Origin of the sequence: Streptomyces sp. NPDC088157, assembly GCF_044741545.1 — a bacterium.
In the GTDB taxonomy this organism is placed as follows: domain Bacteria; phylum Actinomycetota; class Actinomycetes; order Streptomycetales; family Streptomycetaceae; genus Streptomyces.
Genome location: NZ_JBIUSU010000003.1, coordinates 202,896 through 225,969, shown reverse-complemented (window position 1 = coordinate 225,969; position 23,074 = coordinate 202,896). Strand labels below are relative to the sequence as shown.

General features: G+C 72.6%; 19 protein-coding genes and 1 pseudogene. 10 read left to right on the top strand and 10 right to left on the bottom strand.

The window, feature by feature from the left end:
- Positions 1–10: 10 nt before the first annotated feature.
- From ACIPFH_RS12320 to ACIPFH_RS12295, 6 genes are all read right to left on the bottom strand, one after another.
- A complete protein-coding gene (locus ACIPFH_RS12320) occupies positions 11–1,165 on the bottom strand; it encodes a thiolase family protein (RefSeq protein ID WP_401825462.1) in 1,155 nt (384 codons plus the stop codon).
- Positions 1,162–1,611 carry a Zn-ribbon domain-containing OB-fold protein gene (locus tag ACIPFH_RS12315; RefSeq protein WP_401825460.1) on the bottom strand — a complete coding sequence of 150 codons (450 nt, stop codon included), beginning with the start codon at positions 1,609–1,611 and terminating at the stop codon, positions 1,162–1,164. The genes ACIPFH_RS12320 and ACIPFH_RS12315 overlap by 4 nt, the downstream gene beginning before the upstream one ends.
- 20 nt (positions 1,612–1,631) lie before the next feature.
- The gene (locus tag ACIPFH_RS12310; protein ID WP_401825458.1) at positions 1,632–2,750 is read right to left on the bottom strand and encodes an acyl-CoA dehydrogenase family protein; all 1,119 of its coding nucleotides are present in this window, start codon (positions 2,748–2,750) and stop codon (positions 1,632–1,634) included.
- Positions 2,747–5,392, bottom strand: a complete 2,646-nt coding sequence (locus tag ACIPFH_RS12305) for a putative PEP-binding protein (protein WP_401825457.1) — start codon at positions 5,390–5,392, stop codon at positions 2,747–2,749. The genes ACIPFH_RS12310 and ACIPFH_RS12305 overlap by 4 nt, the downstream gene beginning before the upstream one ends.
- The gene (locus tag ACIPFH_RS12300; RefSeq protein ID WP_401825456.1) at positions 5,389–6,021 is read right to left on the bottom strand and encodes a hypothetical protein; all 633 of its coding nucleotides are present in this window, start codon (positions 6,019–6,021) and stop codon (positions 5,389–5,391) included. The genes ACIPFH_RS12305 and ACIPFH_RS12300 overlap by 4 nt, the downstream gene beginning before the upstream one ends.
- A 95-nt stretch (positions 6,022–6,116) precedes the next feature.
- On the bottom strand, positions 6,117–6,953 hold the full coding sequence (locus ACIPFH_RS12295) for an enoyl-CoA hydratase/isomerase family protein (protein WP_401825455.1): 837 nt from the start codon (positions 6,951–6,953) through the stop codon (positions 6,117–6,119).
- A 131-nt stretch (positions 6,954–7,084) separates the two neighbouring features.
- Between ACIPFH_RS12295 and ACIPFH_RS12290 the strand changes: the two genes are divergently transcribed.
- The 6 genes from ACIPFH_RS12290 to msrA all read left to right on the top strand — a co-directional run bounded on the left by ACIPFH_RS12290 (position 7,085) and on the right by msrA (position 16,798).
- Complete coding sequence (locus ACIPFH_RS12290) at positions 7,085–8,305, top strand: acyl-CoA dehydrogenase family protein (RefSeq protein ID WP_401825453.1); 1,221 nt, start codon at positions 7,085–7,087, stop codon at positions 8,303–8,305.
- Between the two features lie 846 nt (positions 8,306–9,151).
- A complete protein-coding gene (locus ACIPFH_RS12285; RefSeq protein WP_401825451.1) occupies positions 9,152–10,336 on the top strand; it encodes a glutamate--cysteine ligase in 1,185 nt (394 codons plus the stop codon).
- Between the two features lie 100 nt (positions 10,337–10,436).
- Positions 10,437–12,221: an N-acetylglutaminylglutamine amidotransferase gene (locus tag ACIPFH_RS12280; protein ID WP_401825450.1), complete on the top strand. Its 1,785-nt coding sequence runs from the start codon at positions 10,437–10,439 to the stop codon at positions 12,219–12,221.
- A gap of 89 nt (positions 12,222–12,310) precedes the next feature.
- On the top strand, positions 12,311–14,479 hold the full coding sequence (locus tag ACIPFH_RS12275; RefSeq protein ID WP_401826828.1) for a S9 family peptidase: 2,169 nt from the start codon (positions 12,311–12,313) through the stop codon (positions 14,477–14,479).
- Positions 14,480–14,635: 156 nt separating this feature from the next.
- A complete protein-coding gene (locus ACIPFH_RS12270) occupies positions 14,636–16,096 on the top strand; it encodes an aminotransferase class I/II-fold pyridoxal phosphate-dependent enzyme (RefSeq protein ID WP_401825448.1) in 1,461 nt (486 codons plus the stop codon).
- 189 nt (positions 16,097–16,285) lie between these two features.
- Positions 16,286–16,798, top strand: coding sequence for a peptide-methionine (S)-S-oxide reductase MsrA (msrA, locus tag ACIPFH_RS12265; RefSeq protein WP_356265594.1), 513 nt, complete (start codon positions 16,286–16,288; stop codon positions 16,796–16,798).
- A 132-nt stretch (positions 16,799–16,930) separates the two neighbouring features.
- On the opposite strand, the pseudogene ACIPFH_RS12260 reads toward msrA, so the two are convergent.
- The 3 genes and pseudogenes from ACIPFH_RS12260 to ACIPFH_RS12250 form a co-directional block, all read right to left on the bottom strand.
- Positions 16,931–17,353: pseudogene (locus ACIPFH_RS12260) on the bottom strand (SAM-dependent methyltransferase); the annotation flags it as partial.
- 102 nt (positions 17,354–17,455) lie between these two features.
- Positions 17,456–17,770, bottom strand: a complete 315-nt coding sequence (locus ACIPFH_RS12255; protein WP_401825446.1) for a DUF6980 family protein — start codon at positions 17,768–17,770, stop codon at positions 17,456–17,458.
- 186 nt (positions 17,771–17,956) lie between these two features.
- Entirely contained in the window at positions 17,957–19,303 is a 1,347-nt protein-coding gene (locus tag ACIPFH_RS12250; protein WP_401825444.1) for a jacalin-like lectin, read from the bottom strand.
- A gap of 472 nt (positions 19,304–19,775) precedes the next feature.
- Between ACIPFH_RS12250 and ACIPFH_RS12245 the strand changes: the two genes are divergently transcribed.
- The 4 genes from ACIPFH_RS12245 (at position 19,776) to ACIPFH_RS12230 (ending at position 22,426) form a co-directional block, all read left to right on the top strand.
- Complete coding sequence (locus ACIPFH_RS12245) at positions 19,776–20,402, top strand: DsbA family protein (protein WP_401825442.1); 627 nt, start codon at positions 19,776–19,778, stop codon at positions 20,400–20,402.
- A gap of 34 nt (positions 20,403–20,436) precedes the next feature.
- Complete coding sequence (locus tag ACIPFH_RS12240; RefSeq protein ID WP_401825440.1) at positions 20,437–21,243, top strand: MBL fold metallo-hydrolase; 807 nt, start codon at positions 20,437–20,439, stop codon at positions 21,241–21,243.
- 2 nt (positions 21,244–21,245) lie between these two features.
- Complete coding sequence (locus tag ACIPFH_RS12235; RefSeq protein WP_401825439.1) at positions 21,246–21,656, top strand: nuclear transport factor 2 family protein; 411 nt, start codon at positions 21,246–21,248, stop codon at positions 21,654–21,656.
- Between the two features lie 71 nt (positions 21,657–21,727).
- Positions 21,728–22,426, top strand: a complete 699-nt coding sequence (locus tag ACIPFH_RS12230; protein WP_401825437.1) for an alpha/beta fold hydrolase — start codon at positions 21,728–21,730, stop codon at positions 22,424–22,426.
- 158 nt (positions 22,427–22,584) lie between these two features.
- Here the strand turns inward: ACIPFH_RS12230 and ACIPFH_RS12225 are convergent, their stop codons facing one another.
- Positions 22,585–23,031, bottom strand: a complete 447-nt coding sequence (locus ACIPFH_RS12225; RefSeq protein WP_401825436.1) for a DUF6086 family protein — start codon at positions 23,029–23,031, stop codon at positions 22,585–22,587.
- Positions 23,032–23,074: the final 43 nt, after the last annotated feature.

Here is a 23,074-nt window from a genome sequence, read left to right as displayed (position 1 = left end):
CCGCCGCCTCTCATACCGTAAGGACCGAGCACGCGCTGATCCCGGGCGCCCCGTACACATGGGTGAAGCCCACCCGAGGCGCGCCCGGCACCTGCGCGCCGGGTGCCCGGCCCTGCAGTTGCCGTACGACCTCGTGGAACTGACGCAGCCCGGAGGCGCCGACGGGCTCCCCGCCGGCAAGACAGCCGCCGTCGGTGTTCACCGGTATCCGGCCCGTGGGCTCGGTGGCCCCGGCGGCCAGCAGCTCCTCCTGCTCGCCGTGGCCGCAGAGCCCCGTCTCCGCCAGGTGGATCAGTTCCGAGCCGCTGTCCGTGTCCTGCAGCTGGGCGACCTGGACGTCGGCGGGCCGCACCCCCGCCGCGCGGAAGGCGGCCTGCGCGGCGTCGACGCTCGGGCTGTGGTGCGGTCCCGGAGGCAGCCAGGGCGAGAACACCTCGAACGAGCCGAACCGGCGGGTCCGGAAGGCCAACGACGCCAGCCTGACCGGTCGTTCGCACAGGTCGAACGCACGGTCGCCGAGCGCGAGCACCAAGGCCGCCGCGCCCTGTCCGGGCGAGCAGAACATGTACTGGGTGAGCGGCGGACTGACTTCGGCGGAGTCGAGGATCTCCTGCTCCGTCAGCGGCTTGCGCCGCCAGGCCAGGGGGTGGTGCGAGCCGTTGCGGAAGGCCCGCGCGGCGACCGTCGCCAGCGCGCGTTCCGAGATCCCGTGCTCGTACAGGTACCGCTGGGTCTTCAGCGCGAAGAACTGGGTCGTGAGCATCATGCCGGTCTCGGCGTACCAGTCGCCCAGGCCGTAGCGGGCGGCGGACACGTGGAACGCGCCCCGCTCGTGCTTGTCGAACCCCACCGCCAGTCCCAGGGAGGCCTCGCCCGCGCGCAGCGCGTTGGCCACCGCGAGCACGGTGGAGGCACCGGTCGCGCAGCCGTTCTGCACGTTGACGAACGGCACTCCGGTCAGGCCCAGCCGGCCCACCAGGGTGTCGGGTTTGCCGGACACGTCGGAGCCGCCGGCCGCGTAGCCGATGTCCTCCCAGCCGACACCGGCGTCGGCCAGCGCCTCGCGTATCGCCCGCTCGGCCATGTCCATGCCGGTGACGCTCTCGTCCCGGCCGAAGGGACGCATCCCGCATCCGACCACGTACACCTCGTCGGGCCGGCTCATCGTTCGCCGTCCCGCTCGGGGCGGAACGCGAAGGTCACCACCTCGGTCCCGTCCTCGTCCAGGTAGGCGGGCACCGTGGTGAGCCGGACCGGCAGACCGATCCGGATCTGCGCGCGGGGAACCGCCAGCCGCGCTTCGACCAGCACCTCACCGAGATCCACATAGCCCACGTGGTACGGCCGGTGGCCGCCCGCCGGGGGCCGGTACGGCGGTTTCGGCGGGAACGCCTGGAGCGTCCACGACCACACCCGCCCGCTCACCGGCAGCACCCGCACGGACATCGTGCCGTCCGGGCACCTGGGGCAGGAGTCCTGCCGGGGGAAGACGACGGTGCCGCACCCGGAGCAGCGGGCGCCCGCAAGCCGTGGTGGATCTGCGTCGTCGAACCCCTCGCCGTCGTACTCCCGGTTCTCGAACAGCGACTCGTCGATCAGTCTGGTGGTCATGTTCCCTCCCTTCTTCCGCGTCACCAGCCGAGCAGGCCGGCCAGCCGTTCCCGATGGTGTGCGGCGCCGCCCAGCAGCACCGCGTCGGACTGGGCGCGCCGGAAGTACAGGTGCGCGTCGTGCTCCCAGGTGAAGCCCATTCCGCCGTGGAGCTGGACGCACTCGGCGGCGACGGAGACGAACGCCTCGCCGCACCACGCCTGTGCCACCGCCGCGGCCTCGGCCTGCGCCCGCGGCGATCCGTCCGCGCGGACCGCGCGCACCACGGCCGACCGTGCGGCCTCGACCTGGAGCAGCATGTCGGCGCAGGCGTGCTTGACCGCCTGGAAGCCGCCGATCGCCCTGCCGAACTGGGTACGGTCGCGCACATGGGCCACCGTCATGTCCAAGGCGGCCTGTGCTCCGCCCAGTTGCTCGGCGGCCAGCGCCACCAGGGCCACGTCCAGGGCGCGGGAGACGATGTCCGCCCCCTCGCCGCCGGCGGTCAGCGCGCGGGCCCGGGCACCGGAGAAGGCGACCACCGCCTGGCCCCGGCTGAGGTCCAGGGTGGGCACCCGGCGCACCGTGACTCCCGGCTCGCGCGGGTCGGCCAGGAAGAGGTCGACGCCGTCGGTCCCGGCCGCGGCCACCACCAGCGCCTCGGCATGGGCGCCGTCGAGGACGAACGGCGCGGTGCCGTCCAGCAGGGGGACGCTGCCCTGCCAGGTGACGGCCACCGGCACGGCGTCGGCCCGCCACGTCCCGTCGGGCGAGGCCACGGCGAGGGCGTGCACGGCCCCCTCGGCCAGCCTGGCCAGTGTCCTGTCGGCCGTACCGCAGCCGGCCAGCACCTGGCCGGCCAGCACGGTGGAGGACAGCAGCGGTACCGGTGCCAGGGTCCTGCCCAGCTCCTCGCAGACGACGGCGATCTCGGCGAGGCCGCCGATGCCGCCGGCCGACCCGGGCAGGCCGAGGGCCGCGAGGCCCACCTGCCGGCCGAGGGCGTCCCACAGCCCGGTGTCGATGCCGGGGGCGGTCTCGGACAGCCGGCGTACCGCGGCGGTGCCGCCGGCGTCGGCGCAGACCGACCGTACGGTCTCACGCAGGTCGTCCAGCTCGGTGTCCGACAGGGCCGTGCCGTCGGTCACGGTGCTCGTCATCGTGTGCTCCCGCTGTCGTCGTGCCCCGCGCTTTCGCTCTCCTCGCGCCGCTGTCGCAGGGCACTGTGCGCGGCCGCCATCCGGGCCACCGGCACGCGGTGCGCGGAACAGGAGACGTAGTCGAGACCGAGGTCGTCGCAGAACGCGATCGACTCGGGGTCCCCGCCGTGCTCACCGCACACGCCCAGCTTGATGCCGGGCCGTACCTCCCGTGCCCGCTCGGCCGCCAGGGCGATCAGGGCGCCCACCCCGTGGGGGTCGAGCCGGGCGAACGGACTGGCGGTCAGGAACCCGCGCTCCTGGTAGTTGGCGAGCACCTGGCGCTCGACGTCGTCCCGGGAGAACCCGTAGGTGAGCTGGGTGAGGTCGTTGGTGCCGAAGGAGAAGAACTCGGCGTGCTCGGCGAGTTCACCGGCGAGCAGCGCGGCCCGCGGCGTCTCGATCATCGTGCCGAGCCGGTACGGGACCTCCACCCCGGTGCGGGCGGCGACCGCGTCGGCGGCACCGCGTACGTAAGCGGCCGCGGCTGCCAGCTCCTCCGGCAGGCTGACCAGCGGGATCATCACCTCCAGCTCCGGCCGGACCCCGGTGGCGGCGACCTCGGCCCAGGCGGTGAACAGCGCCTCGGCCTGCGCCGGGTAGAGCCGCTCGTGCAGCAGCGCCAGCCGCACCCCGCGCAGCCCGAGCATCGGGTTCGCCTCGCGCAGCGCGGCGGCCCGCTGTTCCTCGGCCGCGTCCAGGGCCTGCCCGGGGGCGGGCAGGAACTCGTGCAGCGGGGCGTCCAGCAGGCGCACGGTCACCGGGCGGTCGCCCACGGCGGTCAGCAGCGCCGTGAAGTCCTCGTGCTGGGCGCGCTCCAGCGCGAGCAGCGCGTCGTCGCGGGCGGCCGGGTCGGCGGCCAGGAGCACCCGGCGGATCAGCGGCAGGCGCTCGCCGAGGAACTGGTGTTCCGTACGGCACAGCCCGACACCCTCCGCTCCCAGGGCGAGGGCCGTCTCCACCTCGGCGGCCGTGTCGGCGTTGACGCGGACGCCCAGCCGGCGTGCGCCGTCCGCCCACTCCAGCAGGGTGGACAGTTCGGGCGGCGGTCCGGCCACACTGACGCTCAGCGTCCCCGCGTAGACGGCGCCGGTACGGCCGTCCAGTGAGACCGGGTCGCCCTCGCGCACGACCCGCTCCCCGAAGCGGACCGTCCCGGCGGCCAGGTCCACGCGCAGCCCGTCGGCGCCGCACACAGCGGGCTTGCCGGCGCCCCGTGCCACCACGGCGGCATGCGAGGCGATCCCGCCGCTGCCGGTCAGTACGGCGGCGGAGGCCAGCATCCCGGGCACGTCCGCCGGGCTCGTCTCGGCCGCCACGAGCACCGCCCGCGTACCGTCCGCGGCCAGTTCGAGGGCCCGTTCGCTGGACAGCACGACCGCTCCGGTCGCCGCCCCCGGGGACGCGGGCAGCCCCTGCACCAGGAGCTCCTCCCCGCCGGTCAGTCGGAGCTGGGGGTGCAGCAACTCCTGCACCTGCGCGGGAGTGATCCGCCGTACGGCCTCGTCGCGGCCGATCGCCCCGTCCCGGGCCAGGTCCGCCGCCAGACACACCGAGGCCCGAAGGGGTGGGCGGAGCTGCGCCGAGGCGGCGAGCAGGGAGATCTCGTCGTCGCGCACCTCGAAGTCGACCGACACCGGTGCGCGCAGGTGACGCTCCAGGGTGAGCAGGGAGTGCTCGAGCAGCGCGGTGCCGCCCGCGAGCCGGTCCAGCGGTTCACCGGTGTGCGGCGGCGGGGCGCTGCGGCGCACGCCCCGGAAGAAGGAGCCGTGGGGGGAGAGGCGCCCGGTCTCGGGATCCCGGCTGACGGCCGTGCCGTAGCCCGAGTGGTCCGACGGGCCGATGCGCAGGGCCTGCACATGCAGGGCGACGGCCAGTCCGGCGGGGAGCCGCTGGGACCGGCGGGACCTTCGCGCACGCGGCGAGTCCCACCGGCCGAGGAGGGCGCGCGCGGCCAGCGCGAGCTGCTGGGCGGGGGCGTCGGGGAAGGGCCGGGAGCCGTGCTCCGCCACCAGGGACAGCAACACCTCCACCCGTGCCCGGGGCCAGGACGTGTCCAGAAGGGCGTCGTCGAGCACGGCACCGGGCACGTCGAGGGCGTACTCGGCGATGATGCGCACGGTGGCGGCCCACACCTCGTACAGTGCGTCTTCACTTCCGATGACAGCGCACAGGTCGTCGGCACGCGCGGGGGCGAGGCCGAGACAGGCGAGGTCGGGCGGCAGTCCGGCGATCTCGGTCGGCGCGCTCGCCGACAGGCGCAGCAACAGCGGCCGGGTCGCGTCCCCGATGTGCCGCCCCGAGAGCTGTTCGACCAGCTGTACGGCGGCCTCGGCGGTGTCGGTCTCGCACAGTGACGCGGCGGCGCCGGCGGGCACGGTGAGCCCCGGCACGACCGGCAGGCCGAGGGCCACCAGCCGGTCCATCGCCGCCCCGTGCGCGCCCAGCTCGTCGGCGTCGAGGCCCCGGATGCGTCCCTGTCCGTAGGGCACCAGGTTCCGGCCGGGGGTCGCGGAGGTCTGCCGGGTCCCGTGGGTCCCGGAGGGCACGAGGGGCGGGCCGGACTGTTCGAGCGGGCCCGCCTCGCGATCGGTGACGCTCAACCCCGGCTCCTCTTGACCAGCTCCTCTTCGAGGGCCTCGTCCTCGGCGCGGCTGATTCCCAGTACGAGCAGCAGTTCCTGGTGCAGCCGCATCCACACGGTGTGGTACGAGTCGCACAGCGGCGATGCCAGCCACGCCGGCGCGCCGTCGTCGAAGTGGTCGAGGGCCTCGTCCAGGGCCGTCAGGTACTGTCCGCTGCCCGCGAGCACCTGGTCCAGCCGGCGCAGCACGGGCTGGATGGCCTCGTGCACGTCTTCCAGCGACTCGCGCACCCCGGCGTCGTAGACCTCGTCGGAGTGGTCGTTGGCGGTGCCGTCGGGGCGGCACTGCCATGCTGTGCACACGTCGCGGATCTTCCGGTTGACCGGCAGGAACGCCTCGTACGCCGCGGTGATCCGCTCCTCCTGCTCGGAGCCGGCGGGAACCCGCAGGATCTGCGCGGCGGCGGCCTTGGCACGCTCGGTCGGCAGTACCACCGGCCCCTTCACCATCGCCAGCCCGGCGTCGACCAGCGGGCGGTGCTCGGACTCCGGCCGACCGCGCCACATGCCCCGCAGGACGAGGTCGACGACGGCTTCGGCGAGGGGCTCGTCGTGTGCGTCCGGAAGGTCCACGGCAGCAGATTGCATCGCCACACCTTTTCCCCGGTTCTGTGGTGACCGGTTCCTTTGGTTCTGTGTTGCCCGGAGGTTACGCCCCGACGGGCTGGTTAGTGAAGAGGAACTCAAGAAACACTTTCCGTTTCCCTGGCCTCGGTGGGGGTGTCGCCCGCCGTCGGGCGGGCTCGCGCGGCGACGAACGACGCCATGCGGTCCTGCGCCTCCCGGCCGTTCGCCAGGTCGGCGATCGAGCGCGCCTCCTCGGCGAGGTGGCGACGCAGATCGGCGCCGGCGCCACCGCGCAGCAGGCCCTTCGCCGCGCTCAGCGCGCCGGTCGCGCCGGCGGCCAGATCGGCCGCGGTCCGGTGTGCCGTCTCGTCCAGTTCCCCGTCGTCCACGGACCGGGAGACCAGACCCCACCGTTCGGCGTCGTCGCCGGTCAGGACCCGGTTGGTCAGGATGAGGTCCGCCGCTTTGCGGGGGCCCACCAGGCGCGGCAGGAACCATGACGCCCCGCAGTCCGGCGTGAGCCCGATCGCCGTGTACGCCAGCCGGAACCGCGCGGACCGGGCCGCCAGGACGATGTCGCCCACCAGGGCGAGACCGATCCCGCCGCCCGCGGCCGCGCCGCGCACGGCGGTCACCAAAGGCACCGGCAGATCGTGCAGCGCCTGTACCGCCGCGTGCGCCGCGCTCGCCACCGCGTGCACATAGGCGCCGGTCTTCGCACCGAGGCCGGCGAATGCGCGCAGGTCACCGCCCACGCAGAAGCTGCCGCCCGCCGCTCGCAGCAGCACCGCGCCGCCCGGGTCCGCCGCCACCTCGCCGGCCCGGTCCCGCAGCGCCTCGGCGGTCCTCAGATCCAGGGCGTTCCCCCGCCCGGGGTCGTCCAGCCTCAGCTCGACGACCCCGTCGGGGTGGCGGACGATCCGGACCGGGCCGGTGCTCACGGGGAGGCTCATGGGTGTTTCTCCTGTCGACTTCCCGTCGCCGGGTGCGTCCCGGTGCTTCCCGGCAAGATACTAAAGACGCTATACAGTTTCTAGAACGCGACGGGAAGTCGATGCCCGTACGCCCGTCGGCGGGAGGCCCCGTGCCCATTCAGTTCGATGTCGATCCGACTGTCGCTCAACTCGCCCGGACGACGGCCGAGTTCGTGCGCGAGGTGGTCATCCCGGCCGAGCGCGAGTGCGGCGGGTCGGTGCACGACGCCCCCGAGGCTCTCCGGGAAACCCTGCAGAAGGCCGCCCGCGAGGCAGGCGTGTTCGCGCCGCACGTGCCGACGCGGTGGGGCGGACACGGGCTCGACCTGCGTGGTCAGGCGGTGGTGTTCGAAGCGGCGGGCTACTCGCTGCTCGGACCGCTTGCGCTGAACTGCGCGGCCCCGGACGAGGGCAACATGCACCTGCTGGAGAAGGTCGCCACCGAGGAGCAGCAGCAGACGTACCTGCGTCCGCTCGCCGCAGGCGGGACACGGTCCTGCTTCGCCATGACCGAACCCGCTCCGGGGGCGGGCGCCGACCCCCGCTCCCTGCGGACCACCGCGACCCGGGTGCCGGGCGGTTGGCGCATCGACGGGCGCAAGTGGTTCATCACCGGTGCCGACGGAGCCGGCTTCGCCATCGTCATGGCCCGCACCTCCGGCAGCCCCGGCGACCCGGGCGGCGCCACCATGTTCCTGGTCGACGCCGGCACCCCCGGCATGCGTCTCGTCCGGACCATCGAGACCCTCGACGAGTCGCTCTTCGCCGGGCACAGCGAGATCGTCTTCGAGGAGTGCGTGGTGGGGGAGGAGCAGGTGCTCGGCGCGGTGGACCACGGTTTCGAGGGCGCCCAGGTCCGGCTCGGTCCCGCCCGGATGACCCACTGCATGCGCTGGCTGGGAGCGGCCCGGCGCGCCCAGGACGTCGCGCTGGAGCGGGCGGGGAGCCGGGTGGCGTTCGGCTCCGCGCTGGGAGACCTCGGCATGGTGCAGCAGATGCTGGCCGACTCCGAGATCGACATCGAGGCGAGCCGCGCCCTGATCCTGCGCACCGCCTGGGAGTTGGACACCGGCTCCGCCGCCGCCTCGCAGCTCACCTCGATCTCCAAGACCTTCGTGGCGGAGGCGGTGAACCGGGTGGTCGACCGGGCGGTGCAGATCTGCGGAGCCCTCGGCATCTCTGCCGCCGACGCCCCGCTGGCCCGCCTGTACAGGGAGGTGCGGCCCTTCCGGATCTACGACGGCCCGTCGGAGACCCACCGCTTCGCCATAGCGCGCCGCGCTGTGCGGCCCTACCGGCAGCGGCACACGGGTGCCACCGAGGGCCGGTGACGGCTCCGACGTGCACGGCGTTGAGTGCTTCGGTGCGGTTGACGTAGGGCGTTGAGTGGTTCGGTGCGGTTGACGTAGGGCGTTGAGTGCTTCGATCCGGGCGGGCACGCGCGGGGCTTCAGCCGTAGGGGTCGGGCACGCCGTGGTCCTGTGCGGCGCAGCTCGGTCACGTCCAGCCACTGCGACAGGTGCTCGCGGCCCGGGGGCCGTAGGGGTCGGGCACGCGTGGGTCCCCGGCCGTAGGGGCCGTGCCGCCGCCCCCATGGTCTCCGCCGCCGCTCCCCACCGCGAGGTCGCGTGTGTTGTCGAACGTCGGTTCGGCCGCATGCGGTGATGAGGATGCGGGGGAGCGCGGTCGTCCATACCCTCAGGAGAAGGCCGCCTCGTTCTCGGACTCGGCGAGGGCCGGCCGGTGAGGTGGTGGCTGCCCATGGGAACAGAGCCCCCAGGTCGATTCGCCCGTATCGCCTGCCGCAGCGTCCGCCCGGTGTGCCGGACGGCCGGCACCCCCGCCCTGTCCGCCCTGTCGCTCTGAGGAACCCGCCCGGGCGGCAGTCGGAGCCCGGCCCGCGTCCCGGCCCGCGTCCCGGTCCGCGCGACCCGGACGGCTTTCGACCGGCTGCCGAGCCGCAGGTGACGGTGAAACCGGCTGCTCGGAGTGCCCCGACGCTCGCGTGTGCACGCGAATGGGCCGCTCATTCGAGGGTCACCTGCGTCACATGGGCCCCGCAGGCTTATAAATCGGCGTTCTGGTGACTCGAAGATCCGCACAGGCCGCCGTGTCCGCCGGTGAGGCAGCCTCTCTCGCCTGCGGCGGGCAGCCGTTCATCGCCCCGAGGAGTGACCGTGAGCGTTCGTATAGGAGTGGAAGAGGAGTTCCACGTCCTGGAGGTGGAGAGCGGGCTGCTCGTACCGCGCGCCAATCCGCTTCTGCGACGCCTCCCACGGCGTACCTTCACGACCGAACTGCATCAGTCCACCGTGGAGTCGAACAGCGAGGTGCACACCTCGCTCGGTGATCTGTTCGCCGACCTCGCGGAAACGAGACGGAGGCTCGACGCCGCCGCCTCCTCGCTGGGCCTCGCGGCGGTGGCCGCCGGCACCGCGCCGCTCGCGCCCGCGGCGTCCGCGCGCCCCACGGCGGGAGCGCGCTACCGGCACATGGTCGAGGACTACCGCACCGTCGCCGACGAGCAGCTCATCTGCGGTGCCCAGGTCCATGTGGACGTTCCCGACCGCGACACGGCGGTGCGGGTCATGTGCGAGGTCTCTCCCTGGCTGCCCGTGCTACTGGCGCTCTCCGCCAGTTCGCCGTTCTGGCAGGGCGCCGACACCGGCTACGCGAGCTGGCGCACCATGCTCTGGCAGCGCTGGCCCACCGCGGGCCCGGTCGGCTGCTTCGCCGACGCGGACGCATACGACGCCACGGTCCGCGACCTCGTCGGCGCCGGGATCATCAGCGACGAGGGGATGATCTACTACGACGTCCGCCCCTCCGCGCATCTGCAGACACTGGAACTGCGCATCTGCGACGCCTGCCCCCGCGCCGAGACCGTCGTGCTCGTCGCCGGACTGTTCCGCGCCCTGGTGACCCAGACCTGCGAAAGGCTCGGGACGGGCGATGTCCCGGACTGCGAAGGCCGGCACGAGTGGCTGCGCGGAGCCTCCTGGCGGGCCGCACGATCCGGGCTCGAAGGCAGCCTGGTCGACCCCGGCACCCACCGCGAGGTGCCCGCCGCGCAGGTGGTGCGCGAGCTGCTCGCCCGACTGCGCCCCGCACTGGAGGCGCAGGGCGACTGGCAGACCGTCCGCGAGCTGGCGGACGAGGCCCTCGCCGACGGCAGCGCGGCCCAGCGCATGCGCCGCATCGCGCAGGACGAGGACCTGCTGGCCTGTGTCGACACGCTGATCGCCGAGACCCGGGGCGAACGCGCTCCGCGCGGGGCCACGGGCACCCGCCGCCAGAACCTGTACGCCCCCGACGTGGCAGGCTCCTCCCCCCTGTCCGTCCGGCCGCTGACCTCCAGGTGACCGCCATGGACACCGATGACCCCTACTACCCCTGCGCCGGTGGGCCGGCACCCGCGTCCCGGTGCCCGGTCCACGACGAACGAGAAGGAGGCGGCACGACATGTGCGGTCTGAGCGGGGAGATCCGCTTCGACGGTGGCCGACCCGACCTCGACGCTGTCGAGCGCATGAGCGAGCGGCTCGCCGCCCGTGGCCCCGACGGTGAGGGGACCTGGACGCGAGGGGCGGTGGCACTGGGGCACCGGCGACTGAAGATCATCGACCTGTCGGACCTCGGGGCACAGCCGATGACCGACTCCGGAGCGGGGATCACCGGAGTCTTCAACGGCTGCGTGTACAACTACCGGGAGCTGCGCGAGGAGCTGCGGGGCCTGGGGCACCGGTTCACGTCGACATCCGACACCGAGGTCGTGCTCAAGGCCTACCGGCAGTGGGGCACCGCCTGTGTGGAGCACTTCCACGGCATGTTCGCCTTCGCCCTGGTCGAGCACCGGTCCGGACGGGTGGTGCTCGGGCGGGACCGCCTCGGCATCAAGCCCCTGTACCTGGCCCGGACACCGGGTCGGCTCCGGTTCGCGTCGTCCCTGCCCGCCCTTCTCGCCGCCGGCGACGTGGACACCTCACTCGATCCGGTGGCCGTCCACCAGTACCTGAGCTGGCACGCCACGGTCGCCGCCCCGCGCACCGTCCTGGTGGGTGTGCGCAAGCTCCCGCCGGCCACCGTGCGGGTCGTCGAACCGGACGGCACCCACCGCGACCACCGCTACTGGCAGCCGTCGTACACGCGCCGGGCGGAGCACGCGGACATGGACGCGCACGACTGGCGGGACGCGATCCAGGAGGCGCTGCGCAAGGCCGTGCGCCGACGGATGGTCTCCGACGTCCAGGTCGGCGTCCTGCTCTCCGGCGGCCTGGACTCCAGTCTGATCGTGGCGCTGCTGGCCCAGGAGGGACAGCGGGACCTGATGACGTTCAGCGTGGGGTTCGAGTCGGAGGGCGGGGAGGCCGGCGACGAGTTCCGGTACTCGGACCTGGTGGCGCGGGAGTTCGGCACCGACCACCGTCGGCTGATGGTTCCCTCCGACCAGGTGTCGACAGCCCTCGACGGTGCCGTCGAGGCGATGAGCGAGCCGATGACCAGCCACGACGTGGTCGCCTTCTATCTGCTGTCCGAGCAGGTGTCCAAGGAGGTGAAGGTCGTGCAGAGCGGACAGGGCGCCGACGAGGTGCTCGCCGGCTACCACTGGTACCCGCGGCTCGCCGAGGCCGCCCGCGCGGACGCGGCCGAGCGGTACGCCGACACGTACTTCGACCGGCCGCACGCCGACCTCGCCCAGGTCCTGGAACCCGGCATGCTGTCCGACGACGACGTCTCGGGCCGTTTCGTCCGGGGCCACATGGCGGTCCCTGGCGCCGAGACGGCCCTGGACGCGGCCCTGCGCCTGGACACACACGTGATGCTCGTCGACGACCCGGTCAAGCGGGTCGACAACATGACCATGGCCTGGGGCCTGGAGGCCCGGGTGCCGTTCCTCGACCACGAACTGGTCGAGCTGGCCGCGGCCTGCCCGCCGGAACTGAAACTGGCCGACGGCGGCAAGGGCGTGCTGAAGGCGGCGGGCCGTCAGCTGCTGCCCCGGGACGTCGTCGACCGCCCCAAGGGATACTTCCCGGTCCCGGCGATCAGGCACATGGCGGGCCCGGTCCTGAAACGGGTGCGCGAGGCTCTCGAGGCGCCCGAGGCGAGGCAGCGGGGCCTCTTCCAGGAGTCGTACGTGTCCCAGCTCCTCGAGGCGCCCGACGAGCACCGCACCAAACGGGGAGCGAACGCCCTGTGGCAGATAGCGTTGCTGGAGATATGGCTTCAGACGCACGGCATCACGTGACCGACGAGAGCACACGCCATCACGTGAGCGACCGGAGCACACGCCATCACGTGAGCGACGAGAGCACGGCGGCGGAACCGACCGGCGCGGTGTTCACCCCGCCGTCCGTCGTCGCCCCACCCGGGGAACCCGGCGCGCCGGTCGCTCCGCCGCCCGGTATCCGGCCGGCGGACGGGCGGGGCACCGCCCCCGCCGCCGCCCCGGCACCGGTCTTCCTGCCCGACACGAGCGGGCCGCGGGACGCCGTGACACGGCTGCGCTCCCACGGCTGCTGGTATCCCTCCGCCAACGCCGACGGCTCCGAGGCGGCCTTCATCTGCGACCGGGGCGGCGTTCCCCAGCTGTGGGCCGGGCCCGTCGACAGGGACGACGCGCACCTGCTCGACTCCTTCCCGGACCCCGTCAAAGAGGTGTCCTGGTCACCGGACGGCCGCTGGATCGCCTACACCACCGCACCGGGCGGCGGCGAGCACTCCCGGGTGCTGTGCGTACGACCCGACGGCACCGGCCGCCGCGTCCTGGCCGGGGCCGACCCGGGCCACACCGCCTACCTGGGCTGCTGGGCGCACGACGGCTCGGCCGTCGCCGTCACGCTCGCCGCTCCGGACACCCGCACGCCCCCGGACGGTGGGGGGCCGACGCGCACGGACACCGCTCTGCCGGCGAACTGGGCCGACCGCGACGGCCGGGCCACGCTCCTGGGCGGAACCCCCTACGAGACCGCGCAGGCGGCGGGACGGACCGTGCCCTCGGTCGACGCCTTGGCTCCCCCCGTACCGTCGGTCCGGTCCGACGGCGGTCTGTCGGCCTACCTGATCGATCCCGACGGTCTGGCCTCCCCCGTACTGCTCGCCACGGAGACGCACGCCGCCACCCTGCGGGTGTGCGACATCAGTCGCGACGGCGGGCTCGTGCTGCTGCGCCGGGGGCCGCGCGGACGGCGCGAGGCGGTCGTCCGGCGCACGGCCGACGCGGCGACGACGTGCACTCTGCCGGTCGCCGACGGCGATCCGTGGATCGGCCGGTTCTCGCCCGACGGGCGGACGCTGTGGCTGCGCAGCGACGCCGAACGCGAGTACGCGGCGCTTCTCGCCGTCGCCCTCGGCACCGACGGCCGGCCGCACGGCCGGTCCGTCGTGGCGGAACGGCCGGACAGCGACCTCGACCTCCTGGCGGTGTCGCACGACGGCCACACCGCCGCGTTGTCCTGGAACGAACGGGGCGCGAGCAGGCTCGAACTCGTCGAGATCCTCCCGGGCCGCAGGGCGCCGTACGGCCCCGGCCCGCTGCGGACGACGCACGTCCCGTTGCCCCACGAGGTCGTCACCCGCGTCGAGGCGGCCGGCCCGCGAGGACTGCTGTCGGCGCTGTCCGGGTCCCAGCGCCGGCCCGGGGTGTGGTCGGCGTTCGAGGGCGTGTCCCTGCTGCGCACCCCCTGGTCGTCCCGTGACGAGGACGCCGCCGGGCCGGCCCGCCCGCCCGTGCGCCCCGTCCTCCTGCGCCTCACGGCGCGGGACGGGCTGCCCCTGAGCGGCTGGTACTACCGGGCCCCGGGCCGGCCCCCGGGCGACCCGGCACCCTGTGTGATCCACCTGCACGGTGGTCCGGAGGAGCAGGAGCGCCCCGTCTTCAGCCCGCTCTACCACGAGCTGACCGGCCGCGGACTGGACGTCTTCGCCCCCGACGTCCGGGGCTCGTCGGGGCACGGGAGATCGTTCGTCGACGCCGACCTGGGCGCCGGCCGCTTCGCCGCGCTGGACGACGTCGCGGACTGCGCGGCGCACGCGGTGCCGGCGGGCCCCGCCGACCCGACCCGACTGGCGGTCATGGGGCGCTCGTACGGGGGCTATCTGACCTTCGCCTCCCTCGTACGCCACCCGGCTCTGTTCCGCACCGGCGTCGCCGTCTGCGGGATGTCGGACCTCGCGACCTTCTTCGCCGGTACGGAGCCCTGGCTCGCGGAGTCGGCGGCCCACAAGTACGGCCACCCCGAGCGCGACCGCGAACTGCTGCGCGAGCTCTCGCCGATGACCCGCATCGACGCGCTGCGCGTCCCCGTGCTGGCCGTCCACGGCGAACACGACACCAACGTGCCGCCGGGGGAGTCCGAACAGTTCGTACGGGCGGCGCGCGACCGCGGCGTCCCGGCCGAGCTGCTCACCCTGCGCGACGAGGGCCACGACTTCCTGCGCGCGGACAACCGGCGGCTGTTCCGCCGGGCCGCCGCGGACTGGCTGCAACGCCACCTGACCGGCTGAACCGCAACGTCACCGGTGGTGCGGGGTACCCGACGACAGGCGGCACCACGGCCCCCGTACGGGCGGCCCGCGTTTCGACAGCCGCTCCCGGTGCACTCGGTCCGTGGATGAGGAAGGCGTGCTCCGCCGTTCCCGGGGGCCTACTGGGGAGAAACGATGGATCACTCGCGGGTACCCGTTCTGGAGGCGTTGCAGGAGTTCCGGCGCCGTGGAGACATCGCCTACGGCCCGCCCGGGCACAAGCAGGGCCGTGGTGTGGACCCGCGGGTGGCCGAGATCGTCGGGATGGACGTGTTCCGTTCGGACGTCCTCTCCCTCAACGGGCTGGACGACCGCCGCCAGTCCCAGGGCGTGCTGAGCCGGGCCCAGGAGCTGATGGCGGACGCGGTCGGGGCCGAGCACGCGTTCTTCTCGACCTGTGGCAGCTCCCTGTCGGTGAAGACCGCCATGCTGGCCGTGGCCGGCCCCGGCGAGAAGCTGCTGCTGTCCCGCAACGCGCACAAGACGGTGATCGCGGCCGTCGTGGTCAACGGCGTCCAGCCGATCTGGGTCCACCCCGAGTTCGACACCGAGCGGCACATCGCCCACCCGCCGGAGCCCGACGACGTACGCCGGTGCCTGCGGGAGCACCCGGACGCCAAGGGCATGCTGCTGATCACGCCCACGGACTGGGGCACCTGCGCCGACATCCGGGGCGTGGCCCGGGTGTGCCACGAGTACGAGGTCCCCCTCATCGTCGACGAGGCGTGGGGCGCGGTGCTGCCGTTCCATCCTTCGCTGCCCCCCTGGGGCATGGATGCCGAGGCGGACCTGGTGGTCACCAGCGTCCACAAGATGGGCGGGGCCATCGAGCAGAGTTCCGTCTTCCACCTGCAGTACGACCGGGTGTCGCCCGAGGTCCTCGGCCAGCGTGAGGACCTGCTGGGGACGACCAGCGCCTCGTCCCTGGTGTACGCGACGCTCGACGGCTGGCGCCGTCAGATGGTCGAGCAGGGATACGACCTCCTGGACGACGCGCTGCACCGCGCGGAACGTATTCGCACGGCGGCCGGCGAGCTGTCCGGCCTGCGGCCGATGGGCCAGGAGGTCGTCGACGAGGGGCTCGCCGCCTCCTTCGACCCGCTGAAGATCGTGATCGACGTACGCGAGCTCGGCATCAGCGGCATGCAGGCGACCGAGTGGCTGCGGACCCATCGGAATGTCGACCTCGGCGGCTCCGACACCTGCCGCGTCAGCGCCTCGATCACGTACGCCGACGACGACGAGACCGAGAAGGTCCTGCTGGACGCCCTGCGTGCCCTCGTCGAAGGCGCCGACTCCATCGAACGGCAGACGCCGGTCCACCTGCCCGAGCCCTCCATCCTGGAGCTGGAGCAGGCGATGCTGCCGCGCGACGCGTACTTCGCCGAGGTCGACCACGTGCCCGCCGAACGAGCGGCGGGCCGGATCGCCGCGGAGATGATCAGCCCCTACCCGCCGGGAGTGCCGGTGATCGCCCCCGGAGAGGTGATCACCGACGAGGTCCTCGACTACCTTCGCAGCGGCGTCGACCACGGTGTCCTGATCCCGGACGCGGCCGACCCGTCGGTGCGGACGCTGCGGGTGGTGCGGCGCTGAGCACGAGGGAAGCGGTCGTGCGAGCGGCGGAGCGGCAGCCCGGCCAGGCAGGCGGCCGGCGGCGCCGGTCGCGAGGGCGCGGAATTGTTCGGGCCTCTCACGCGCTGTTGTAGCCACAATGGCTGGGACGCCTACGGTGTGCGAGCGAGCAGTGGAAGTCGCCGAGGCGACAGATGGGAAGGTGCCGACATGGCAGCGCAGACGCAGAGGGCCGTGCTTGCGGGCGGATGTTTCTGGGGGATGCAGGACCTGATCCGCCGACTCCCGGGCGTGACGGCGACCCGCGTCGGATACACCGGGGGTGACGTGCCGAACGCCACCTACCGTAATCACGGCACCCACGCGGAGGCCATCGAGATCCTCTTCGACCCGCAGCAGACGGACTTCCGCGCGATCCTGGAGTTCTTCTTCCAGATCCACGACCCGAGCACCAAGAACCGCCAGGGCAACGACATAGGCCTCAGCTACCGCTCGGCCATCTACTACGTGGACGATGAGCAGAAGCGGATCGCCGAGGACACCATCGCGGACGTGGACGCCTCCGGACTCTGGCCGGGCAAGGCCGTCACCGAGGTCGAGCCCGTCGGCCCCTTCTGGGAGGCCGAGCCCGAGCACCAGGACTATCTGGAGCGTTACCCCGAGGGCTACACCTGCCACTTCCCGCGCCCGGGATGGCGACTGCCCGCCCGCACGGAGGGCTGAACCACTCCGCCGCCGGCGCTGGACCGGCAGCGGCCGATGCCCGGCGTCCGCATCATCGCGGACGCCGTGGCGAGGGTTGCGGAGTCCGGGGCCGCACTTGCCCGGCTGCCGGGATCTCGAACGCGTGAGAGGTCAGCTCTCGTCGGGCTTCCATCCCCACACGGTGAGCATGCCGGCCGACAGCGCCGCGCACTCCTCGGACCGCAGGTAGCGGACCGCCGCGTCGACGGCCGCGTCGTCGACCAGACCGGTGGCCAGCATCGCGGCTCTGCTCCGATCCCATGTGTCCGCCCAGAAGCGGCTGACGGGACTGCCCGGGAGCAGCGCCGGCACGTGGATCTCGGCGGCGACGGACACCAGCCCCGCTTCGCGCAGCAGTTGCGGGTACGACGGTACCCAGGAGACATCGGTGCCGATGGTGTCCCGCAGTCCTCGCCACATCGCCCGCATCGCCGCGCTGTACGGCGTGTCGGGAACTCGGTCGCTCGTCAGGTCCACCGCGTCGCTGAGCACCAGCACCCCACCGGGCGCGACGAGTTCGGCCAATACTCTGACGCGGCCCGCCGGGACTTCCGGCCGCTCGGCGCCGGGCCTGTCCAGGGGCGGTTCCCGGAGGCGGCTCGGGGGACTGGTTGTTCCGGTCGCCCTGTTCGTTCGTCAGTCCCGGGGAGGTGCGGCGAGCCATCGATCGTCCTGGAACTCGGCCGGAATCCGGTCCTCCCACGGATCGATCCCGCGGCGTTCCAGTTCGTCGAACCAGCGGTCCCGCTGCGAGGCGGGGAGCCGCCGTCCGCACCAGGGACAGAAATCGATCGTGATGCTCGACGTGCCGCCGTCATGGACGATCAGCCCGTACTCCTGGAACCTGGCACTGAACCCGATCAGCACGTCCGGGCAGGCGAAGGGGTCGTCGTGCTGTGCGCAGCGCATGTTCACGCGGCTGGTCATCGCCTCGCAGCAGTGGTCGGTCATGACCTCACGTTCTCGTTGATCGGCAGGGTGCCCAGAAGTAGATCACGGTCGGTGGCCCGCCGGGCCGCGCCCGCCGGCCGGCCCGGCGAACGCGTCGAAGCCGGATGAGTGGTCGGGCGCGGAGGAGTGGCGCCACGCGGCGACGGCCCGGGGGCCGCCGCCGCGTGTCCGGTGCGGGGAGGTGGGTCAGCGCGTCGTGTAGATGAAGCCGAGCTTGTCGATCTCGTCGGCGGCGCGCCCGTGGAACCCGGCGAGCTGCCGGCCCGAGGGTGCGGTGCGCGTCACGCAGTCGGACGTGGTGGTTCCGCCGGACAGGCTCCTGCCGAGGTTCGTGCTGAACCTGGCGTAGAAGATCCGGGTGTGACCGTCCTTCTGGCCTTGGCACAGCTGGGCGGAGGTGACGTACTCCCCGCTGCCCAGGGTGAGGGACGACGCCGTGCCGCCGGTGCCGCCGTGGGCGAGGGCCCTGCCGTTGGCGAGCGTCAGGCCGACGCTGTCGACGCGGGAGCCGCTGCGCAGCGAGATGCTCACCGGGCGGGCGCCGGCGGGTACGGCGTCGATGTCGGTGTAGTAGTCACCGTGCGGTCCGCCGTACTGGTCGCTGAGCTGGAAGTCGGCGTTGCGCGACCATGAGAAGCCGACTGCGATCGGGTCGTGGTCGGACAACATGAGACCGGCGTCGGTGAGGAACTTGGCGTGTTCGTTGTCGTAGGACGTGGCGTTGAGGGACACGAGTTTGCTGCCGCGATACAGGATCTTGTCGACGACCTCGCAGGTGTTGGGAACGGTGGGGCCGCTCTGGTCGCAGACGAGCGCGTCGCTGCCCTTGGCGGGCGGGGTGCCGCCGCGGATGAGCTGCACCCAGGCGTCGGTGAGGCTGTTGGCCGCGGCGAACTCGGCGATGGTGTCGCCGCTGCGGGTGTAGCGGGTGTTGGTGTCGCCCATGACCACGACGGCGTTGCCGGCCGAGTGGGCCTTGATGAAGGCAGTCAGCTGACTGAGGTTGTCGGCGCGCGAGGCCAGGTCGCCGTCGTTGGTGCCCGCGTTGGTGTGCAGGTTGTAGAAGTCGACGTAGACGCCTTCCGCCAGCCGCTCACGCATGAAGGTGAAGCCCTTGGGCGTCAGGCAGTCGCCGGAGTCGATCTGGCAGGAGTTCCAGTGCACCCGCTCGAAGTCGTCGGTGTCGTAGGGCAGTTTGGCGAGCGTGTTGAGCCCGCTGCCGATGCCTGCGCCGCCGCTGGTGGGCGTGCGGTAGGCGTGAGCGGTGTCTCCGGCGTAGAGGTAGGCGTGATAGTTGAAGTCCTCCTCGACATGCACGATGTCGTACGGCGCGATGCGCCGGCCGATGGCCGTGGTGCTGGACTCGCGGGGAGTGGACGCGCTGGAGAGGATCTCCGGCAGGCCCGCTACGTTGTAGGTGAGGGCGCTGAAGGATCCGGAGGCCGGGTCCGCGGCGGCGGCGGGTGACGCGGTCGCGACGAACCCGCCGCAGGTGATGGCCGCGGCCGTGAGGCAGGTGAGAAGACGGCGCATGAAGCGGAACTCCTGTGAAGTGGGGAGGGGCAGCGGGAACTTACCGCTGGTAACCCTCTTCTGTCGCCGGCTCGGTCGGGGGAGATCGAAACTTGACCGCGTGGTCCAGGCCAGCGGGTTCGCCGATGGCCGGCCGTCCGGAGTCGGCGCGGTGAACCTCTTGGGAGGCGTCCGGCCGGTCGCAGGCTTGGGGACCATTTGACTCAGGACCACTGGCGGAGTTCATGACCTGCGGCGAAGGATCGGTGACGCTGGTCCCGACGGCCGTTCCATATCCGCGGAGGCGGGGACGAGGGCCGGGGGCGAGCGTGACCGCCCTCCCCGAATCGGCCGCGACAGGCGCACGGGGTCGGCGAGGGCGGCGCGAACGCGAGGACGTTCGTAGGGTCAGGGGAATATCTGACTAGTCAGGTACTGTTGGCCGGGTGAACCGCTCGCAGCAGGTGAGCGCCACATCCTTGCCGAGGTCCCGATGAAGCTGATCTACGTCTTCGACGCCTACTGCGGTTGGTCGCACGGGTTCTCCCGAACGCTTCGCGAAGTGACCTCGCTGCACCCGGAGCTCGACGTGGAAGTGGTCTCCGGCGGCCTGTTCACCGGATCGCGCCGGGTGCCGATCCGCGAGTTCGGATACGTCCAGGGCGCCAACGCCAAGATCGCCGAGCTGACTGGCGCGGAGTTCGGCGAGGCGTACGACCGGCTGATCGCCGACGGCTCGTTCGTGATGGACTCACAGGCCGCCGCCCGCGGGCTGGCCGCCCTGCGCCAGGCCGCCCCCACGCGTACGGTGGAACTGGCCATGGCGCTGCAGCACGCCTTCTACGTCGACGGCCTCAGCCTCTCCGACCCCGCGACCTACCGGAAGGTCGCCGAGCGGACCCGCCTTGAGGCGGACGACGTCACCTCCGCCCTCGAAGCGTCCGAGACGCGAGCCGCGGCCGAGGCCGACTTCGCGCGCGCCGCCGGGCTGGGTGTCGACGCCTTTCCCACTCTCCTCGCCGCCGACGAAGAGGACGAGACCGTCCTGGCGCGCGGCCGAGCCACCACCGACGAGGTGAAGCAGCGCCTCGCGGCGTTCGTCTCCACCCGCTCCTCCTGACACCCGCCCGACCACCTCCCCCGAAGGAAGCATCATGAGCACACTCGACTTCAAGGTCCTCGACCTGGACTTCCCGGCCGGCAGCAAGAACAAGACCGCCACTCTCGTCACCGGCGAGAACGAGGCGCTGCTGGTCGACGCCGCCTTCACCCGCGCCGACGGCCACCGGCTGGCCGCCGAGGTCCTCGACTCCGGCAAGAAGCTGACCACCGTCTTCGTCAGCCACGCCGACCCCGACTTCTACTTCGGCGCCGAGGTCCTCGCCGACGCCTTCCCGGAGGCGAAGTTCGTCGCGACCCCGCTCGTCATCGAACACATCAAGGACTCCTACGAGGGCAAGCTCAAGGCCTGGGCGGCCCTCGGCCCGAACCTGCCCACCCGTCTGGTGGACCTCGAGCCCCTCACCGGCGACCTGACCCTGGAAGGCCACGCCTTCGAGCTCAAGGGCGGTCCGGCGACGCTGCCCGACCGCCACTACCTGTGGCAGGCCGAGCACCGTGCCCTCCTCGGCGGCGTCCTGCTCTTCCAGCAGGAGCACGTCTGGGTCGCCGACACCCCCACCCCCGGCGACCGCGCCGCCTGGATCGCCCTGCTCGACGAGATGGCCGCGCTGGACGCGCAGCTGGTCGTGCCCGGTCACCGCCTGCCCGGCACCGCGGCCGACGCGTCCGCCATCACCGCCACCCGCGACTACCTCCTCGCCTTCGAAGAGGAGCTCGGCAAGGCCGCCGACGGCGCCGCGCTGACCGAGGCACTCGTCCAGCGCTACCCGGACAACGGGATGCTGATCGCCGCGCAGATCGGCGCGAAGGTCGCCAAGGGCGAAATGAAGTGGGGCTGACAATGAGCGAGTTCGCGACCTCCACCGCCCCCGCCGACGTCGTGCGCCGCCAGTACCTCGCCTCGGCCGCGGGAGACCTGGAAGCACTGCGCGCCACCCTCGCCCCGGACGTGGAATGGACCGAGATGGCCGGCTTCCCCCTCGCCGGCACCTACCGCACCCCCGACGGCGTCACGAGCAACGTGATGGAGAAGCTAGGCAAGGACTGGGACGGCTGGGCCGCCCATGACGACACCTACGTCGTCGACGGCGAGAACGTCGTCGTCCTCGCCCGCTACACCGCCACCAACAACGCCACCGCCAAGGCGATCGACGTCCGGGTGGCGCACCACTTCGTCGTACGCGGCGGACTCATCGTCCGCTTCGAGCAGTTCGTCGACACCGCGCTCGTCCGCGACGCCATGACCCTCTGATCTCGCATTACCACCCGTACGCCGCGGCGCACACGCGTCGCGGCGTACGGGCCGCACCTGAGGATGCTCCTGTGAAGACGACCGTCGTCCTGGTCCATGGCGCGATGCACACCCCGTGGATCTTCGACCCGCTGCGCGAACGGCTCTCCGCCCGCGGTGTCGCCTCGCGCGCCGTGCAACTGCCCAGCAGCGACCCGGACAGCGCCGCCGCTCTGGGGCTGAGGGAGGACGTCGCGGTGGTTCGAGCGGCGATCGAGGCCGTGGGCGGGCGTGTCGTCCTGGCCGCGCACTCCTACGGCGGCGTCCCTGCCACCTGGGCCGCCGCAGAGGCGGACCAGGTCGCCGAACTCGTCCACCTGGCCGCGTTCGCGCTGGAGGCCGGGACCTCGATGACGGAGTGGATGGGCGGGGACTTCCCGTCCACCTGGATCCACTCGCCCGACGGCCTCGCCGTGAGGGCGGGGGACGCCGAGGAGTCGATCTACAGCGGCGTCGATCCCGCCCTGACCGCCGAGGCCGTCAAGCGGCTCAACTGGCAGGGCATGCGCGCGTTCACCGAGAAGCTCGGCGCCGCTCCGACCCGGGTTCCGCTCACCTACGTCGTGGCCACCGAGGACCCGTCGCTCCCGCCCGCCGTACAGGAGCAGTGGGCCGCGCGCGCCACCCACAGCGTGCGCGTCCCGTCCGGGCACTCCCCGCACCTGTCCCACACGGACGAGGTCGCCGACGTCCTCGCCGCCGCGGTCGCGCGGGCCGCCACGGGCGAGTGACCCAGAGGCCGGTCCGGAAGGCCGGTCCGGTCGGCAGGCTCCCGCGTTCACGGACACCGGGAGCCCGTCCGTCTGTTACGACCTCAACTCCCTGCCACAGCAGAGTCGTTGCTCTGCCGAGCGTCAACCAAACACGGGAGCCTCCTGGGCGCACCGGCTCAGCGGGCCATCCAGCGGTCCATCTCCCGAGCCCTCGTGTCCAGCGCGGTGACGACAGAGGCCGACGCGGTCCAGGGACTGCCGGGAACCGGCACATCGCGCTGGACACCACCGCGCACGGGGCCGGACTCCGGTTCGGGCATCTCCACCTCGATTCCCGCGCGCCGAGCGAGCGCGACCGCCGTCGCCACGAACCCCTCGGAGAGCGCGAGGATCACGGAGTGTCCCGTCCGGCAGTGCCAGGCGACCAGGCAGCGTGCGAACTCCGCGTACAGGGCCGGGTCGACCTCGAGTGTGTCCGGGTCGCCCCAGTACTTGCCCTGGCCGATTCCCGAGGACAGCTCGAGCTCCGTCTCGAAGACCTCGACCTGCCGTAGAAAGAGGCGGCCGGCACCGGTCGACGGGTTCCACAGAGTCTCGTCACCGACGTCGAAGTACATGCTCATCGCGGATCCCCCTGATCAGCCGCCTTGGCACAGGGTAGAAGAT